The sequence below is a fragment of the Natronorubrum amylolyticum genome (assembly GCF_052040145.1).
Lineage (GTDB): Archaea > Halobacteriota > Halobacteria > Halobacteriales > Natrialbaceae > Natronorubrum.
In genome coordinates this window covers 1202493-1221252 of sequence record NZ_JBPPFW010000001.1, presented here as the reverse complement: position 1 = coordinate 1221252, position 18760 = coordinate 1202493, and the positions used below count along the sequence as shown (strand labels likewise).

The following is an 18760-nucleotide window of genomic DNA, read 5'->3' as shown; positions in this document are numbered from 1 at the left end:
CTCGCGAGTCCCATCGAGGGAAGCGTTTTATCGCTCCGGCGGGACCGTTATTGTAGATGAACGGACAGCTGTGTTGTTACGACTGCGGGCGAGCGTACGAAACCAACTATCGGAACCGCTGTTCGTGCGGCGAACCCCTCTGGGTCGAGACCGATCCGAGCGGCTTCGAGTGGCCCGACGCCGAGTGGAGCCGCGGCATGTGGCGCTACGCCGACGTGCTTCCGGCGTCGGAGCCGGTCGGCGTTCCACCCGGGACGACGCCGCTCGTTCGCGCGGGCGGGCTGGACGAGTACGCCGGCTGTTCGCTCTCGCTGAAACACGAGGGCCAGAATCCGACCGGGAGTTTCAAAGATCGCGGCAGTGCGGTCGGCGTGAGCTACGCGGCACAGGCCGGCTACGAGTGGGTCGGAACGGTCTCGCACGGAAACATGGCGCTCAGTACGAGCGCGTACGCCGCGAGCGCCGGCCTCGAGTGTGCGGTATTCGTCCCTGCGGACACGCCCGAGGAGCGACTCGAGTTGATCGCGCGACACGAGCCGCACCTCTTCCGGGTCGAGGGCGAGTACGGACGACTCTACCACAAGACGCTCGCGCTCGAGGCGGACGTCGCCTTCGTCAACTCCGATACGCCGTTTCGCGTCGCCGGACAGAAGACGGTCGCCTACGAGATCCTCGAGCAACTGTCGCCAGCAACGCCGGACGCGATCGTCCTGCCGGTCAGCAGCGGCGGGCAGGCGAGCGCGGTCTGGAAAGCGCTTCGGGAGCTGAACCGAGCGGGTCTCCTCGACGACGTACCCCGACTCTATCTCGTGCAGGCGGCCGCGTGCGATCCCGTGGCGACGGCCTATCGCGAGGACGCCGCAATCGTGTCGCCGGTGACGGCCGACGACACGCTCGCTGTTTCGATCGCGAACGCCGATCCGCCGAGCGGGACGCGCGCACTCGCGGCCGCTCGAGACACCGGCGGTGCAGTCGTCTCCGTCCCGGACGCGGAGATCCGCGACGCGATGGATCGACTGTCGACGACGGTGGGTGTCTCCGTCGAACCCTCGAGCGCGGTCGCCGTCGCCGGCATCCGGACCCTGTCGCAATCGGGCGCCATCGAACTGGACGACGACGTCGTCGCGATTCTGACCGGCTCGGGGTACAAGGAACGGTACGAGGGCGACGTCCGGAGTCGATCGATCGACCTCGAGGCCCTCGAGCGGGAACTCGCGGCGATCGTCGACTGACGACCCGCGCTCGTCGCGGCTCTCACGACCGGAGACGCGTTGCTGTCGCAGCGGAGAACACACGTCGGTCGACCGTTCGTCTACGAATAATTCCGGGATCTGTCGGTTTTGGAAACCAGTTTCGGCGACATCATGTGTGACGAGTAATCTGGCCCTGCTGACAATACCGGCAAACGGACGTTACAGTCGATCGAACGCCGTTACACGACGAGATCTGGAATGGCTCCGTGAACCACCAACTATCGCCCGTAGCCAGGGCACTGTCCGGCCGAAACACGTGTGTCACGTCGCCTCTCGCCGTTTCGATACCAGCTACCGAACGGAACGACTGCGACCGTGCGATACGATACCTTACATTCTCCGATAACTGGTAGCTCGTGCGGTTCTGCGAACGAACCGGCAGCCGAATCCGGTCGATAGCGCACAACCCATAACAGCTGTACTTTTGTTATATGTCTCTGAACAGTCACTCACAGCCGGTGACCGTTATCGGGTTCAGCGTCGACCGTTACGGCGCGTCACAGTCGCACCCGCCTGCCTCGAGCAGTTCGGCGACGTCGTACTGGCTGTGGCAGTCCTCGCAGACGACCTGGACGTTCGCGAGCACTCGATGCGACCCGATAGCTAATCGGTCGGTGTTCCGGAGTCGGGCCAGTTTGCTTTCGGTCACGGCGACCGTTCGCTGGCGGAGGCCTTCGATGGCGTTCCGTTCCGTTCGGCGGACGTCGGAGTCGGTCGTCTCCGGAAGCGACGCGCCGCGATAGCCGGTCAGGTACGACCGGATTGCGCCATACGAAACGAACTCGTCGATCAGGGTCTCGACGTCGACACCGTCTCGTTCGAGGCGTCGCCTGGCCTGTAACTGCTCGCCACGGCTGCCCGTCGTCCGATCGAGCAGTTCGTAGAGGTGGCTGACGTCTTCGGTGATCGTCTCGATTCGTTCGGCCTCGAGTGCAGCCCTGAGGAGTCGTTTGTTGAACGAATCGGCGAGCGCCCGGAGACTCTTGCGGTCGTCGGGGTGGGTCCACTGGGCTTCGAGTTCGTCGCCGACGCCCTCGAGGTCGTACTTCTCGAGCAGTCGCGCGACTTTCGGCATCGGTCCGGGACTCCTGTTCCGCTCGTCCATGCGGCGTGGCTACTCGTGACCCGTGGAAAGTCGTTTCGATGGCGTTACGTCGCGTTTCATCATCCGGTCGTTGTCCGCCCGCGACTAGAGTGTTCGGGACCAATTGCCGACCGATCGAGAATTCGATGGGGACCGTTCGAGCGGAGCGAGCCGTCTTTCTGGCGGCAGAGCGGACGGTGATCGGTCGACGGGCAGGTGAATCACCTGTCGTCACTGTCGGCCCGTCAGTTCAGCATCCGAACTCTCGACTCAGCCGTAGGCGAGGGTGACCCTGATCTCGCCCGCCTTGTCCCAGAGGAGGCTGGGCAGCTCCTCGTGGAGGTACTCGTCCTTGAATCGACTCGTCGGCCCGAAGACGCCCAGCGCGCCGAGGAGTTCGTCATCTGGGGTGTAGACGGGAACGGCGACGCCGCACAGGCCCTCCATATGTTCCTGGTTGTTCACGGCGTAGCCGCGCTCGCGGATGCGGTCCAGTTCCTCGTAGAGAACGTCGGGGTCCGTGATCGTGTTGTCCGTAATCGCCTCGAGTCCGCGCCGCTCGACGAACTCGCGGACGGCGTCGTCGTTCCACTCCGCGAGAATAACCTTGCCGGATGCCAGCGAGTGCAGCGGTCGGCGTTTGCCGATCATCGTGTCCGCGAGACTGCCGTATCGGTGGACGTAGACCCCTTCTCCCTCCTCTTCGACGATGAAGACGGCCCGCTCGTCGGTTTCCTGCCCCAGTTCGAACACCTTTCGCTTCGCGGCCGTATATCCCGTCTTCCGGGTTCGAGCCTGTTCGCTGATCTCGAGGAGTCGAAACCCGATGTAGTAGCCGCCGTCGCGTTCGACGACGTACCCCAGGTCGGTGAGCGTCGTGAGGTGTCGATAGACGGTGCTCTTGCTCAACCCCGTTCGTCGCGTGAGCTCCGTGATCGTCACCCCCTCTTCGGCTTTGAGCGCCTCAAGGATCTCGAACGTCTTGCGTGTCGTCGAGACCCCGGCGTCGGTTTCGTCCGTCCCGTGCGTGCTCATACAGGGGTATACGTCACGATCTCAATCAATGTTCCGGATAGCAAAACGAAATTATCGCTGTGCGGAACAAATCGTCCTCCGTTCGGCGTACCGATCTTTTGTTCCGCTATGTGAAACAGAGTTTTCTCTCAGTCTCGGTGGTGCTCTGGATGTGAGTGGAGGCCGCAAAATCGCAGTTGGAACGCTGCGGCGACGAAAAAACGCGGTTCGGACCGAATGGAACGTTACTCGTAGGCTGCGATGCCGGTGAACTCCTCGCCGAGGACGAGCGTGTGGATGTCGTGGGTCCCTTCGTAGGTGTAGACCGTCTCCATGTTGGCCATGTGGCGCATCGGGGAGTAGTCGGTGGTGATCCCGTTCCCGCCGAGCATCTCGCGGGCGATCCGCGACTGGTCGCGCGCCATGCGAACGTTGTTTCGCTTGGACATCGAGACGTGCTGCGGGCGCATCTCGCCGCGCTCTTTGAGTTCGGCGAGTCGGTAGGCGAGCAGTTGGGCGAGGGTGATCTGGGTTCCCATCTCCGCGAGTTTGCGCTGTTGGAGCTGGAATCGACCGATCGGACCGCCGAACTGGTCGCGGTCTTTGGCGTACTGACGGGCCTCCTCGAAACAGTCTCGAGCGGCGCCGATTGCTCCCCAGGCGATCCCGTAGCGAGCCTGGGTCAGACAGGACAGCGGCCCCTTCATGCCCTCGACGCCCGGCAGAACGTTCTCCTCGGGCACGTGGACGTTGTTGAGGCCGATCTCGCCCGTGATCGACGCGCGCAGCGAGAGCTTCTCGTCGATCTTGTTCGTACTGACGCCGTCGCGGTCGGTCTCGACGAGGAAGCCGCGAACGGGAGTGTCTTCGGCGGAGCGGTCGCGCGCCCAGACGATCGCGACGTCGGCGATCGGCGAGTTCGTGATCCACGTCTTCGAGCCGTTCAGGACGTAGCCGTCGCCGTCGCGTTCGGCGTAGGTCTCCATGGCCGTCGGGTTCGAGCCGTGTTCGGGTTCGGTGAGTCCGAAGCAGCCGATCGCTTCACCCCGCCCCATCGCCGGGAGCCACTCCTCTTTCTGCTCCTCGCTGCCGTACGCGTGGATGGGGTACATGACGAGTGCGCCCTGCACCGACGCCATCGACCGCAGGCCCGAGTCGCCGGCCTCGAGCTCCTGCATCAGGAGGCCGTACGCCGTCTCGGAGACGTTGGGCGATCCGTAGCCCTCGAGGTTCGGCGCGTAAAAGCCCAGTTCGCCCATCTCGCCGATGAGCTCTTTCGGGAACGTGCCGTTTTCGAAGTGCTCCCCGATGTCGGGTTTGACGTGTTCCTCGACGAACTCCCGGGCCGTGTCCCGGATCATGCGCTCTTCCTGGTCGAGGTCTGCTTCGAGATTGACGAAGTCCAACATACCTTCTAGGAGCATTATAGGCACAATAGGTATTGTGGTCTTCGTGTTGTCTTTCCGGTTACACGTGACCGTGTAGCGTGTCGGTACGTGTACAGATTACTGACGACGGATCCGCAGACCGTCCTCGAACGATGGAATCCGGAACCGCTCGAGTCGAAAGCGGTCTTCGACGTGGGTTCGGGTTGCAGTCGTAGTCTTTGCTGTACGTCATCCGAACAGTGTTTAGCTATCTGATGAATAGTACCAAACAAATATAGATACTATTATACCCTTATAGCATTGATTCTGGTCTCATGGTAGAGAGACCCACTGGTAGCTTCAGCGGACAGACTCGACGATCGTTCCTCGCGGCGACCGGCGTCGGCACCGCGACGGCGCTCGCCGGTTGTTTCGGCGAGGACGACGACGGTTCCGGGTACGAACGGATCAGTGTGAGCTTCTCCGAACAGGGCGGAGCCCTGAACGAGGGACAGCTAGACGTCGGCGTCGGCACGATGATGAACTTCTCGATCACGCCCGGCTGGCTGCAGGAGGCCATGGCGTCGGTCGACGAGTTCCGCGTGCTCGACGTCACGGACGAGACGAACGAGGCGTGGCAGGACGACGAGACGCTCCTCATCGAGAATCTGGACACGGACGAGATGGAGGGTGCCGACAACGACGACGTTGACGTACCCGGAGAGATTCCGTGTCCATCGTTCTCGTACAACTTCGTTTCCCAGGCGGCACTCGATTACGACGTCGTCTACACGTACCTCGAGACCATGTGGGAGGTTCGAGAAGAGCTGGCCGACGAGTTTGGCATCTTCGCGTTCCACAACGATCCGGAGTTCTGGGTGCAGAACGCCTACGAAGGGATTCCGTTCCACCCGGCCGCTGCGGACTTCTACGAGGAGGAACTGGACGTTTGGAGCGACGAGTTCGAACGCGCAGACGAACCCGACGACACGTTTGACGTCGACACGATCCGGATGAAAACGTCCGAGCAGGGGACGACGGGCCACGCCGCGAACGAGGCGTTGGCGTCGGTCATGAACGGTCATCTGGACGATCTGTCCATCGAAGCCCAGACGAGCGACGGCACGGAAGAAAACATCGGCGACATCGCCGACGAAAGCATCGAGATGGGCTTCCTCCAGAACTGGACGGCGCGCGAGTTCCGCGAGGGTGTCGAGCCGTTCGACCAGCTCGACTTCCAGATGACGCAGATCTTCCACTACTACGACCTGCCGTGGTTCTTCATCACGAACAATATGGATCTCGAGACCCTCTCCGACATCGAGTCGGATATGACGGTCTCACCGACGCCGAGTGGCTCCGGTACCGCGCCCGGTCTCGAGCGCGCACTGGAACACGCGCTGGATAACTAACGACCGATGTCCACCCAACGCTCTCGTTTCGGCCGACTGACACCGCTCCGGCTGTTAGACGGTATTACGTACGCCATGGCAGCAGCGCTGACTGCCTTCACCATCTACTACGCGTTTTACATCCTCACGAACCTGTCTCTCGCCGGAATCTCTCTCAGAGCGTTCATTCCGCCGGAGCTCGTGTTCTCCGAGCGGGCGGAGTACGTCGTGCTCTTTACCGGTTGGGGGTTGGCGGTCTACTACCTGGACTATGCTCGCCAGCAGTTCAGGGAGCGACTGGGCGACTCGTCAGCTGTCGACGATCCGGCGGCAGCCGACAATGCGGACTCGGAGCGACCACAGGAACCGCCGGAGAAAGTGACGCTGCTCGACGACCTCGGTCTCGAGAGCGACCGACTGTCGCGTGCCACACAGCGGTTCAAACGGGTCTACGGCCGGTTCGATCCGTATCTCGCGATCGGACTCGCCGTCCTCTCGCTCGTCACGATGGCGTACATCTTCGGGGCGTTCGACCGCCTCGACGGCGATGCACACATTCTCGGGTTCTCGACGACCGATCACATCATCGGCGCGGCGCTGATCATCCTCGTCACCGACGCGACGCGACGGGCGTTCGGGATGATCATCGCGTCCGTCGCCATCTTCGCGATCGTCTACTCCCACGCCGCCGTGAGCACCTTGCCGTTCCTCCCCGACCTACTCGCGTGGTCGGGCGAAGACGTCACGGGGATCATCGAAGAGGCGGCCCTCGGCGTACAGTCCGGTATCTACGACAGCACGATCATGGGAATCGGCTCGACGTGGGTCGCGATCTTCATCATGTTCGCCGGGATTGCCAAGGCCTACGGCCTCATGGATTACATCCGCGAAGTCGGCACGGAACTCGGCGGGACGCTGCGAACCGGCGTCGTCCAGATCGCGGTTATCTCGAGTATGATCATGGGGTCGATCACCGGGAGCGCAGCGGCGAACACCGCGACGACGGGGAGTTTCACGATCCCGATGATCCAGGACCAGGGCGTTCGCGACGATTACGCGGCCTCGATCGAGGCCGTCGCCTCCGCCGGCGGGCAGATGCTGCCGCCCGTAATGGGGGTCGCGGCGTTCCTCATGGCCGACATCATCGAGGTCCCGTACCTGGATATCGTTCAGGCCGGCACGATCCCGGCGGCGCTGTTCTACCTGAGCGTCTGTCTCGCGGTTCACTTCAGCATCCTCAAGTTCGGCTGGACGACGTCCGACCTCTCGCCGTTCGACTGGCGGGTGCTCCTGAGCGGCCTGCACTTCTTGATTCCGCTGGGCGTGTTGCTGTACACGCTCATTATCCTGCGGTTTACGCCCCTGACGGCGGGCTTTTACACCATTTTGTCGATTGTCGCCATCATCTTCGTCCGGAACTTCCTTATCGACGTCTTCAGCATCGACGAGGCGGTCCAATCCAAACTGGGTCGCAAGAACACCCATTCGGATGGAACGACCGACGGAGATGCTCAGTCGGCCGATTCGACGACCGATGGGGTCGGGGCGTCCTCCTATCGGTCGCTCGTGAAAACGTCGAAACAGACCGTTGACGGACTGTATCAGGGCGGCCTCGAGATGGCCCCCCTCGTCGGCGTGCTCGCAGCGATGGGGCTGATCGTCGAACTGCTCGAGACGAGCGGAATGACGGGACGTCTGGGTGCGGGAATTATCGGATTCGCCGACGTGTCGATCATGGGCTTTACCGGCGGGTTGGCGCTCGTCTTGGTGCTCGCGATGATCGCGAGTATCGCCTTCGGCCTCGGCATGCCGACGCCCGCGGCGTACATTCTGGTCGCGTTCCTGATCGCGAGCGCCGTGACGGAGCTCGGCGTCCCCGAGATTACGACTCACATGTTCGTGTTCTACTTCGCGATGCTGTCCGCGATCACGCCGCCGGTGGCGATCTCCGTTGCCGTCGGGTCACGGATCGCCGGTACGAGCTTCATGACGGCTTGCGTGCAGGCGCTGCGAATCGGTGCTCCAGGGTTCGTTATCCCGTTCGCGTTCGTCGCGAACAACAGTCTGATCCAGTGGAGTACGATGACGCTGTTCGCGTTCCCCGTCGTCCTCGCCGGCACGATCGGCCTCATCGTCGGGACGGTCGGTTTCGACGGTGCGCAGGATCTATCGCTGCCCGTTCGCGCGTTCTACGTAGTCGCCGGATTCGCGGCCATGTTCGGCACCGTCGTCGGCGGAACCGTGGGGATGGCCATCCAAGCCGTCGCAGCAGCAACGGTCGTGCTGTTGCTCCTGCGAGCGCGCTATCTGATCGGCTACGACGTCGATCGCGTTCGCGGTCCGTCGGTGTCGGACTGACGACGCCGGCGAACATCACGATTCGCAACGGTTTTGGCGGTTTGGGATGATTCACGTATCATGACCAATCTCGTGACGAACGTCGCCGAGAGTGTCGAGCAACGGCCGGACTCGCCGGCGGTTGTCTTCGACGACGCTGAACTGAGCTACGAGCAGTTCTGGACACGTGCCGGACAGTTCGCCCAGGCACTCGCAGACCACGACATCGGCGCCGACGACCGGGTCGCGATCTACCTCCCGAACCTCCCGCAGTTCGTCACGGCGTTCCAGGGGACGCTACGGGCTGGCGGGATCGTCGTCCCGATGAACCCGCAGTACAAGGCTCGAGAGATCTCCCACCTCCTCTCCGACAGCGGGGCGAAAGCCGTCGTCACGCTCTCGGAGAACGTCCCGGCAGTTGCCGAAGTCGTCGACGAAACCGACGTCGAACAGGTCATCAGCGTGGGCGACGAGGTCGAAGAGGCGACCGACTTCGAGGCGTTCCTCGCCGAGGACACCCTCGAGATCGTCGACCGCGCGGACGACGATATCGCCGTCCAGCCCTACACGAGCGGCACGACGGGGACGCCGAAAGGGGTCTTGCTCACCCACGACAACCTCGCGTGGACGGCCACAGCCAACGCCGATCTGATCGGCGGCATCGACCCCGAGGACAAACTGATCGGCACGCTGCCGCTCTTTCACATCTACGGCATGTCCGTCGTGATGAACGGGGCCCTGTTCAACGGCGCGGCCTACTACCCGGTCCCCGAGTGGGATTCCACCGAGGTCATGACGATGATCGAATCCGCGGGCATCACCGTCATGTTCGGCGTGCCGGCGATGTTCAACGACATGATCAACCACCCCGAGGCCGACGAGTTCGATCTCTCCTCGCTTCGGTTCGTCAACTCCGGGGGCTCGAGTCTGCCGATGGAAGTGCTCGAGCGCTTCGAGGCGGTCTTCGGGCCGACCCTCTACGAGGGCTACGGACTGACGGAGACGAGTCCGACGACGCACGCGAACGGGCCCGACGCCCGCCGGAAGGGCAGCATCGGGAAGCCGTTCGACGGGATGGACGCCAAGGTCGTCGACGATGACTTCGAGGCAGTGTCCCGCGTCGAGGAGGGACCGATCGACGAAGGCGAGACCGACCTGACCGAGATCACCGGCGAACTCGTCGTCTCCGGCCCCAACGTGATGGCGGGCTACTACGGCCTGCCCGAAGCCAACGAGGAGGCCTTTACCGAGGAGGGCGGCCAGACGTGGTTCCACACCGGCGACATCGGCTACTGGGACGAGGACGGCTTCTTCTACGTCGTCGACCGCGAGAAGCACATGATCGTCACCGGCGGCTACAACGTCTACCCCCGTGAGGTCGAGGAGTTGCTCTTCGAACACGAGGATATCGCCGATGCCGCCGTCGTCGGCGTACCGGACGACCGACGCGGCGAGACCGTTCAGGCTCTGGTCGTGCCGACGCCGGACGCCGAGGCGACGCCCGAGGAGATCAAGGAGTACTGCCTCGACAACATGGCCGCGTACAAACACCCGCGCGAAGTCGAGTTCGTCGAGGAACTTCCCCGAACTACGACCGGCAAGGTCCAGAAGTTCAAGATCCGCGGCGAGGACGAGTAGCCCGCACGCTGTAAAACAGTGGGGAGTGGGACGGCTCGCTCGAGAGCACCATCGCCACACGGCTTACCACTGTAAATGCAGAGGGGGAGCGGCTCGCTCAATATCGCAGGAGATGCTTCTCCACGTCGAACTTTGATTTACAACGTTCGAAATCAGTTGGCCATACGTTGCAACTGTTGAATACATCGAAGCTATTTTGGTACCGGACAACAACCGTGATATATGGCATTCACGCTGTCCGCCGAGCACGATGCGATTCGCGAGGCCGTTCGCGAGTTCGGTGAAAACGAGATGGCTCCGGTCGCGGAGGAGCACGACCGCGAGCACAAGTATCCCGAGGAGATCCGCAGAAAGGCCGCCGAGTACGACTTCGTCGCACCCAGTATCCCGATCGACTACGGCGGTGCCGGGATGGACAAGATTTCGAGCACCATCGTCACCGAAGAGCTCTGGCGCGCAGACCCCGGTATCGGGAGCGCCGTCGGCTCCGCCGGCTTCGGGACGAACATGATCATCGAGTTCGGCGACGAATGGATGAAAGAGGAGTGGCTCCCCAAGGTCGCGGGCGGCGAGACCGCCTCCTGTTCCATGATTTCCGAGCCCGCACACGGCTCGAACGTCGCCGGCATCGAGACGGTCGCCGAGAAGGACGGCGACGAGTACGTCCTGAACGGCAACAAGATGTGGATCACCAACGGGACCGTCGCCGACGTCGGCGTCCTGATGGCCAAGACCAGCCCCGGCGAGGGCCACCGTGGCATCACCGCCTTCCTCGTCGAGATGGACCGCGACGGCGTCTCGACCGACAAGATCACCAACAAGCTCGGCATCCGCGCCTCCGACCTCGCCGAGGTCATCATCGACGACGTTCGCGTTCCCGAAGACAACGTCATCGGCGAAGTCGACAAGGGCTTCTACCAGCTGATGGAGTTCTTCGCGTCCGGCCGAACCAGCGTCGCCGCACAGGCCGTCGGCGCCGCCCAGGGTGCCCTCGACGCCGCGATCAAGTACGCCAACGAGCGCGAGCAGTTCGACCAGAAGATCAAAGAGTTCCAGGCCATCGAGCACAAGCTCGCCGAGATGGCGACCAAGGTCGAGGCCGCCCGCTCGCTGACCTACCGCGCCGCCAGCCAGGTCGAGAAGAACAACCAGGACGTCGCCGCGCAGTACTCGAGCATGGCGAAGCTGTTCGCCTCGGAAATCTCCGTCGAGGTCGCCGACGAGGGCGTCCAGGTCCACGGCGGCTCGGGCTACGTCACGGACTACCCCGCCGAGCGCTACTACCGCGACGCCCGCATCACGAAGATCTACGAGGGGACCTCGGAGATTCAGAAGAACATCATCGCCGACCAGATCCTCTAAGCCGGGATCCCGCATCGATTCTCCCGTTTTTCTCGCCGGACAGCGGACGGTGGGTCGTCCCTGCTCGAGCACCGTCTGTGCACATACTCGAGCGTAACCGTGATTCGATAGCCGTTGCTCGAGTCGTAGCGTGCAGAAAACGGGGCTCGAGTTCCACTGCGTGCCGTTACTGCTCCGGAACCCGGAACTCGACCGCAGCGCCCTGCCCGTAGCCGACGCACATCGTCGAGAGGCCGAGTCCGCCGCCCTCGCGCTCGAGTTCGTGAATCAGCGAGACGGGCAACCGGGCGCCGGAGGCACCCAGCGGGTGGCCGATGGCGATGGCGCCGCCGTTGACGTTGAAAACGTCGTCATCGAAGCCGAGTTCGTCCTGACAGTACAGCGTCTGGCTGGCGAACGCCTCGTTGAGTTCGACGCGGTCGTAGTCCCCCGCGGAGCGGCCGTTGCGTTCCCAGATGCCGCGGACGGCGGGAACCGGGCCGATCCCCATCACCGTCGGATCGACGCCGGCCACGTTGTGATCCTCGATTTCGGCGCTGATCTCGAGGTCGTTGTCTTCGGCGAACTCCTTGCTCGTGATCAAGACACCCGCGGCCCCGTCCGAAACCTGCGAGGCGTTGGCGGCGGTGACGGTGCCGTCCTCCTCGAAGGCCGGCGGGAGCCCCGAAATCTTCTCCTTCGTGGTGCCGGGTCGCAGGCCTTCGTCTTCCTCGACGACTTGCTCACCGGTGTCGATCGGGACGATTTCGTCGTCGAACGTGCCCGCTTCCGTGGCTTCGTTGGCGCGCTGCTGGCTCCGGGCGCCGTACTCGTCTTGTCGGTCGCGGGAGATGTCGTACTCGCGGGCGACTTTTTCCGCGGTTTGCCCCATCGCGAGCCCCGCGGCGTCGTACTGCTCGGCGATGCCGTCGTAGGAGTCGATCCCCTTGCGGCGCTCGTTGCGGGACATGTTCTCGACGCCGCCGGCGACGATGACGTCGCGCTGGCCCGCTCGGATGGCGTCGCTGGCGCTCATGATCGCCTCGGCGGAGGAGGCACAGAGCCGGTCGATAGTCGTTCCCGGAACCTCTTCGCCGAGATCCGAGCAGAGCGCGATGACGCGCGCGATGTTGTTGCTCTGTTCGTTCACCTGCTTCGCACAGCCCCACCGGATGTCGTCGACGTCGTCGCCGGTGAGTCCGGTTCGCTCGAGCATCGCGTTCACGAGCGGGACCGAAAGCTCCTCGCTGCCGGTTTCGGCGAAGACGCCGCCGTGTTTCCCCTGTGGAGTCCTGACTGCCTCGACGATCACTGGCTGCTGGTCGTTCATTGGTACTGAATGACTCGCGCTCTGAACCCAAAGTAGCTCCGTTCTTCGTCATTCGACCGTGCATCCGTGGTTCAGTGAGCGACCGACGAGGGACTGGAGTCGTATTCAGCACAGAGCGAATACGTCGCGGTGGCGCGCGCTGTCGATCGCCCCTGAGCGATCGACAGCGCGCGCCACGTGGGCTGATTCGACTTGAGCAACGGCATCACGGGCCGAGCGCGTACTGACGCCGTTTGTTCGAAAGGGAACGCTTTTGATAGTTTCTGCAGTGGCTCCACGTATGCAAATCGCAGTGCTCGGAGCCGGAAGCATGGGACACGGGATCGCGCAGGTGTCGGCGATGGCGGGCCACGACGTGGTCCTGCGGGACATCGAGGAGGAGTTCGTCGAGAACGGGCTCGAGGGGATCCGTACCAACCTCCAGGGTGGCGTCGACCGGGACAAGCTTACCGAAGACGAGATGGAAGCGACCCTCGAGCGCATCGACGGAACGACCGATCTCGCAGCGGCCGTCGAGGACGCCGACCTCGTCGTCGAGGCCGTACCGGAGGACATGGACCTGAAGAAAGAGGTCTTCGCGGACGTCGAGGACGCCGCGAGCGAGGACACCGTCATCGCCTCGAACACCTCCTCGCTGTCGGTAACCGAGATGGCCAGCGCGCTCGAACACCCCGAGCGCGCCGTCGGACTCCACTTCTTCAACCCGCCCCACATCATGGATCTGGTGGAGATCATCATCGCCGAGCAGACCGACGAGCGAACCGAGGCGTTCGCCGTCGACTACGTCCAGGGGATCGAGAAGGAAGATGTCGTCGTCCGCGACACCGCCGGGTTCGCGACCTCGCGACTGGGGATCGCGCTCGGTCTCGAGGCGATCCGGATGGTCGAGCAGGGCGTCGCCAGCCCCGCAGACATCGACGAAGGGATGGAGATCGGCTACGGGCATCCGATGGGCCCCCTCGAGCTGACCGATCACGTCGGCCTCGACGTCCGGCTGCACATCGCCGAACACCTCCGGGAGGAGCTGGGCGAGCGGTTCAAGCCGCCGCAGTCGCTGCGCCGGAAGGTCCGTGCGGGCAATCTCGGCAAGAAAACCGGCGAGGGCTACTACGTCTGGGAGGACGGCGAACGCGTCGAGATGAGTGGCGACTGGGGCGACGACTGAGCTCGGACGCTCGACGGTCAGTATCGTCCACTCGTTGGTAGCGGATTCGCGAATGATAACCATGTTGAATCTGACCAATCTACGAACCACTCTCCTCTCCGATATCAGACTAACCGATAGCAACGAGAACTCGGTTCCGCGGACAATAACCACAGATCCATCGCCCTTGACGATCTGTACGGTGATTTGACTCGGTCTCTCGAGGGAGCCCGCCGAATCTGTACGCCGCCCACGGTTTCCGATCGAACCGTCTCTTAGAACTCTGTAGCAGTGCTCTGACGCTCTAAAAGGGGGTTTTGACGTAAACGTCAGCAACGCTCCCAGACCTACTGCAAAAACGACATATATAATGGAGGAAATAATATGGAATGTGGTAGAAGAACCGAAATGCAGGTTTCCCAGCCGGTTTCTCGGCGGTGGAGCGGGAGTTCCTGTGAGGGTGTTTCCAGCCGCTGACTCTGCCACCGGATACCCCAACTAGTAAGGCACATCGCTTGTTCGCGTTGGCAGCCAAAAGAGCGTGCCGTCCGTCGGCTGGACGGTGGCCCCGGGGGCGTCCGTGGGAAAACGACGGGGCCGTTTCAACTCGATCACCACCAGAGTCACCCCTAACGGGCGAGTAGGAGCCTCGAGATCCGCTCCGATCGACCAGTCGGTTCATCGCACCAGAACGCCGACTTCCCGTTACTACGCCCTTCGAGAGACGGATACCGTTCGCTCGGGCGACCCGAAAACTCGCGGACGGCCAGCCGACATCGCGAGTCAGTCTCGGATACCAACACGATTCATCCGTAGCGGCCGCGTTTCCGTCCGGACGCGACCGAGGGGTCGGCTAATGCCGGACGCTTTTAGCCGTCTGTGCGTTACTACACGGTATGTCTCTGGAGCCGAGCGCCGACCCGGCCGCCGACCGACGCGCGAACTACGACTATCGGAGCGACGACGTCGATCGTCCGGCGCTGGTCGACGACCTCGAGACCCTCGTCGACTGTGAGGTCCGCGCGGACTCCTACTCCCGTGAACTGTACGCGACCGACGCGAGCCCCTACGAGCTGACGCCGATCGCGGTCGCGTTCCCGGAGTCGACGGCCGACGTCTCCGGCATCCTCGAGTACTGCGCCGAGCGCGAGATACCGGTGCTCCCGCGGGGCGGCGGAACGAGTCTCGCCGGGCAGACGGTCAACCGCGCGGTCGTACTGGACTTCTCGCGACACATGAACGAAATCCTCGAGATCGATCCGAACGGCCGGACGGCGACGGTCCAGCCCGGGACGATCCTCGGGACGCTGAACGAGGCGCTTTCCACCCACGACCTGAAGTTCGCACCCGACCCCGCGTGGGGCGACAAGAGCGCCATCGGCGGCGCGATCGGCAACAACTCGACGGGCTCACACTCGCTGAAGTACGGCAAGACCGACGCTTACATCGAGGAGGTCGAAGCCGTGCTCTCCAACGGCACCGTGACGACGTTCGGCGAGGTCACGCTCGAGGAGATCTCCGACCGCGCCGATCCGGACGGCGACCTCGAGGGACGGATCTACGCCGAAGTCGACCGGATTCTCGAGGAGGAGGGCGACCTGATCGAGGAGGCCTACCCCGACCTGAAACGCAACGTCTCGGGCTACAACCTCGATCGACTCGTCGCGGAGGCTCGCGGAAATACGATGCCTGGCGGCGAAGACACCGGCGAGCCGGGAACCGTCAATCTCGCGCGCCTGCTGGCCGGCAGCGAGGGGACGCTCGCCATCGTCACCGAGGCCACGGTCTCGCTCGAGTCCATCCCCGAAACGAAAGCCGTCACCCTCCTGTGTTATTCGGACCTCCACGACGCGATGCGGGACGTCGAGCCGATCCTCGCCCACGACCCCTCCGCGGTCGAGGTGCTCGACGACGTGTTGATCGATCTCGCCCGCGACACGGCGGAGTTCGGGCCGGTCACCGAGATCCTCCCAGACGGGACGAACGCCGTCCTGCTGGTCGAGTTCTACGCCGAGGATGCCGACCACGGGAAAGCGCAGGTGGCGGGCCTGCTCGCCGACCGCCTCCCGTCGGCGACGCCGGCCGGGGAGCCGTCCGCAGACGCGCCCGAAACGGAGGCCGAGACGCTCGCCATCGAAGCGCTCGAGGCCTACGAAAAAGAAGAGCGCGCACAGCTCTGGAAACTCCGCAAGTCCGGGCTTCCGATCTTGCTCTCGCGGACGACCGACGAGAAACACATTTCGTTCATCGAGGACACGGCGATCCCGCCGGCCCAGCTTCCGGAGTTCGTCGAGGGCTTCGAGTCGATCCTAGAAGAGCACGACACCTACGCCGCCTTCTACGCCCACGCGGGCCCCGGCGTCCTCCACATCCGGCCGCTGGTGAACACGAAGACCGAGATCGGCATCGATCAGCTCCACGGCATCGCGGACGACGTCACCGATCTCGTGGTCGAACTGGGGGGGAGCGTCTCGGGCGAACACGGCGACGGACGCGCTCGAACCCAGTGGAACCAGAAGCTCTACGGCGACGAACTCTGGCGGAGCTTCCAGGACCTGAAGACGGCGTTCGATCCCGACTGGCTCCTCAATCCGGGACAGGTCGTCTTCCGGGAGGACGATCCGACCGACCTGCGCGAACACCTGCGGTTCGATCCCGACTACGAGTTCGAGGCCGGCTTCGAGCCCGAACTCGTCTGGGAAAACGACAACGGGATGCAGGGGATGGTCGAACTCTGTCACGGCTGTGGCGGCTGTCGCGGCGAACAGGAGACGACCGGCGGCGTGATGTGTCCGACCTTCCGCGCGAGCCGCGAGGAGATCACCACCACCCGCGGACGGGCGAACGGACTTCGACAGGCGATGAGCGGCGACTTAGAGCCCGGAGAGGCCTTCTCCGACGAGTTCGTCGAGGAGGTGATGGGGCTGTGTATCGGCTGTAAGGGCTGTGCCATCGACTGTCCGAGCGAGGTCGACATGGCGAAGCTCAAGGCCGAAGTGACCCACGAGTACCACCAGCGCAACGGCTCGACGCTTCGGGATCGGCTCTTCGCGAACGTCGCAACGCTCTCGGCGTGGGGTTCGCGTCTCGCGCCGCTCTCGAACACCGCGTCGAAGCTCCCCGGGGCGCGGAAACTCCTCGAGGCGACGGTGGGGATCGACTCGAGTCGCTCGCTGCCGACGTTCCACGCGAACACGTTCCGGGACTGGTTCGACCGCCGTGGCGGCGCACAGATTAGCGAGCAGGAGGCCGACCGCAAGGCGGTCGTCTACCCCGACACCTACACGAACTACAACCATCCCGCGGCCGGAAAGGCCGCCGTTCGCGTCCTCGAGGCCGCAAACGTCCACGTCACGGTCCCCGACGAACTCGGCGACACGGGCCGGCCGGCGTACTCGAAGGGCTTCCTCGAGACGGCCCGTGAGACGGCCCACGAGAACGTCTCGAAGCTCGCCCCGCTCGTCGAGGACGGCTGGGAGATCGTCGTCATCGAGCCCTCGGACGCGGTCATGTTCCAGCTCGATTACGGCGACCTGCTCACCGACGAGCGCGTGGTGCAGGTGGCAGGCGCGACCTACGGCGTCTGCGAGTATATCGATGCCTTCCGACTGGACGAGGAGATCGCCTTCGACGCTGACGCCGCTGGAGAGGCGCTCACTTACCACGGCCACTGCCACCAGAAGGCGACCCGGAAGGACCACCACGCGGTCGGCGTCCTGCGGCGGGCGGGCTACGCCGTCGAGCCGCTCGACTCGGGCTGTTGCGGGATGGCCGGCTCCTTCGGCTACGAAGCCGAGCACGCCTCGATGAGCGACGCCATCGCCTCGATCCTGTACGAGCAGGTCGACGAGAGCGACGGCGAGCGCATCGTCGCCCCCGGCGCGTCCTGTCGAACCCAACTCGAGAACCGCCCCGGCGCGACCGAGGAGCCGCCGACGCCGATCGAGTTCGTCGACGCAGCGCTCGAGTGAGGTGAGGAGTCGAACGAGGCGGTTCGGCGCGGATCTCGAGTCGTGGCTCGCCGCCGACTCGATCGTCGCCGATGAGTGACTCGGATGCGCCACGGGCGGACCGATCGGTGCAGACGCGGAGTTACCGGTACCAGCGGTCGACGGCGAGGATTCCGCTCCCGAGAGCGAGTAATCCGACCGCAATAGTTACAACCGGCGTATCACACCGGTTTACGCCGCCGTCTGGCGAGTAGGCGACCCATCCCAGAGAGAACTCGTAGTACTCGAACCCACCCGGCGGCTCGGTACCGCTGTAGCCGACGTCAGTGCAGGACGAAAGCGGCAACTCGGGAACGGAGAGCACAATGAAAATCGCCAGAAGCCCGCCGCTCAGTAGAAATCCGGTTGCGATCTGCGTCCATCGACTCGCCATAGGTTGTACCAGTTTCTCGACGAGTATAGTTGGTTCGATGACACCCCCGTGCGCCGTTCGCTCGAGAGCGGACGGACGACGCTACCGGGGGGAGTCGGGTGTGTCAGTATCGAGTGCCTCGAGTGCCTCCGTCCCCACGTGAATCGTTCGCCGACCCGTCGGCGCCTGCGTGATGAGGGCGCCGGCGGAGAAGTCGGGACTCCCCTCGTCGTCGTAGAGTTCGCCGGGACCTCGCCCGATCCGGACGGACTCTCGAATCGCGAACGTCGCCTCCCGGATGGCGTCGTCGCGGTTCTCGGCCGCAGCGACGTTCTGGTACTCGAGGTCCTCCTCGCGAGTTTCGAGTCGCTCGAGGACGCGGTCGACGTGTTCGGCGGCAGTGTCGGCGTTGTAGATGTAGGTCAGAACGCGCATGGTCGGGGTACGACATCGCCGTCCTTGAACGCTGTAGTCTTCGCGCGAAACGCCGATGTCGGGT

General features: G+C 63.8%; 13 protein-coding genes. 7 read left to right on the top strand and 6 right to left on the bottom strand.

The genetic code is table 11. The features are described 5' to 3' along the window. The first annotated feature begins 56 nt into the window (after window positions 1–56). Window positions 57–1232 carry a threonine synthase gene (locus tag ACSFDB_RS06255; protein WP_440770145.1) on the top strand — a complete coding sequence of 392 codons (1176 nt, stop codon included), beginning with the start codon at window positions 57–59 and terminating at the stop codon, window positions 1230–1232. A gap of 508 nt (window positions 1233–1740) precedes the next feature. On the opposite strand, the gene rdfA is transcribed toward ACSFDB_RS06255, so the two are convergent. From rdfA to ACSFDB_RS06240, 3 genes are all read right to left on the bottom strand, one after another. Then, window positions 1741–2358 (bottom strand): rod-determining factor RdfA, encoded by a 618-nt coding sequence (gene rdfA / locus ACSFDB_RS06250; RefSeq protein ID WP_440770144.1) that lies wholly within the window; start codon window positions 2356–2358, stop codon window positions 1741–1743. Between the two features lie 249 nt (window positions 2359–2607). Beyond that, a complete protein-coding gene (locus ACSFDB_RS06245; protein ID WP_440770143.1) occupies window positions 2608–3372 on the bottom strand; it encodes an IclR family transcriptional regulator in 765 nt (254 codons plus the stop codon). A gap of 224 nt (window positions 3373–3596) precedes the next feature. Then, window positions 3597–4760, bottom strand: a complete 1164-nt coding sequence (locus tag ACSFDB_RS06240; RefSeq protein WP_440770142.1) for an acyl-CoA dehydrogenase family protein — start codon at window positions 4758–4760, stop codon at window positions 3597–3599. A gap of 293 nt (window positions 4761–5053) precedes the next feature. Between ACSFDB_RS06240 and ACSFDB_RS06235 the strand changes: the two genes are divergently transcribed. The 4 genes from ACSFDB_RS06235 (at window position 5054) to ACSFDB_RS06220 (ending at window position 11446) form a co-directional block, all read left to right on the top strand. After that, a complete protein-coding gene (locus ACSFDB_RS06235; protein WP_440770141.1) occupies window positions 5054–6130 on the top strand; it encodes a TAXI family TRAP transporter solute-binding subunit in 1077 nt (358 codons plus the stop codon). A 75-nt stretch (window positions 6131–6205) separates the two neighbouring features. Next, window positions 6206–8467, top strand: coding sequence for a TRAP transporter permease (locus ACSFDB_RS06230; RefSeq protein ID WP_440770140.1), 2262 nt, complete (start codon window positions 6206–6208; stop codon window positions 8465–8467). A gap of 60 nt (window positions 8468–8527) precedes the next feature. Then, window positions 8528–10084, top strand: a complete 1557-nt coding sequence (locus ACSFDB_RS06225) for a long-chain-fatty-acid--CoA ligase (protein WP_440770139.1) — start codon at window positions 8528–8530, stop codon at window positions 10082–10084. Between the two features lie 222 nt (window positions 10085–10306). Next, on the top strand, window positions 10307–11446 hold the full coding sequence (locus ACSFDB_RS06220; protein ID WP_440770138.1) for an acyl-CoA dehydrogenase family protein: 1140 nt from the start codon (window positions 10307–10309) through the stop codon (window positions 11444–11446). Window positions 11447–11612: 166 nt separating this feature from the next. On the opposite strand, the gene ACSFDB_RS06215 is transcribed toward ACSFDB_RS06220, so the two are convergent. Then, window positions 11613–12755: a thiolase family protein gene (locus ACSFDB_RS06215; protein ID WP_440770137.1), complete on the bottom strand. Its 1143-nt coding sequence runs from the start codon at window positions 12753–12755 to the stop codon at window positions 11613–11615. 280 nt (window positions 12756–13035) lie between these two features. On the opposite strand from ACSFDB_RS06215, the gene ACSFDB_RS06210 reads away from it, so the two are divergent. Continuing rightward, the gene (locus ACSFDB_RS06210) at window positions 13036–13920 is read left to right on the top strand and encodes a 3-hydroxyacyl-CoA dehydrogenase family protein (RefSeq protein WP_440770136.1); all 885 of its coding nucleotides are present in this window, start codon (window positions 13036–13038) and stop codon (window positions 13918–13920) included. Between the two features lie 875 nt (window positions 13921–14795). Further along, window positions 14796–17870, top strand: coding sequence for an FAD-binding and (Fe-S)-binding domain-containing protein (locus ACSFDB_RS06205; protein ID WP_440770135.1), 3075 nt, complete (start codon window positions 14796–14798; stop codon window positions 17868–17870). Between the two features lie 121 nt (window positions 17871–17991). Here the strand turns inward: ACSFDB_RS06205 and ACSFDB_RS06200 are convergent, their stop codons facing one another. Both ACSFDB_RS06200 and ACSFDB_RS06195 read right to left on the bottom strand, forming a co-directional pair. Continuing rightward, complete coding sequence (locus tag ACSFDB_RS06200) at window positions 17992–18282, bottom strand: hypothetical protein (RefSeq protein ID WP_440770134.1); 291 nt, start codon at window positions 18280–18282, stop codon at window positions 17992–17994. A gap of 81 nt (window positions 18283–18363) precedes the next feature. Beyond that, complete coding sequence (locus tag ACSFDB_RS06195) at window positions 18364–18696, bottom strand: hypothetical protein (RefSeq protein WP_440770133.1); 333 nt, start codon at window positions 18694–18696, stop codon at window positions 18364–18366. Window positions 18697–18760: the final 64 nt, after the last annotated feature.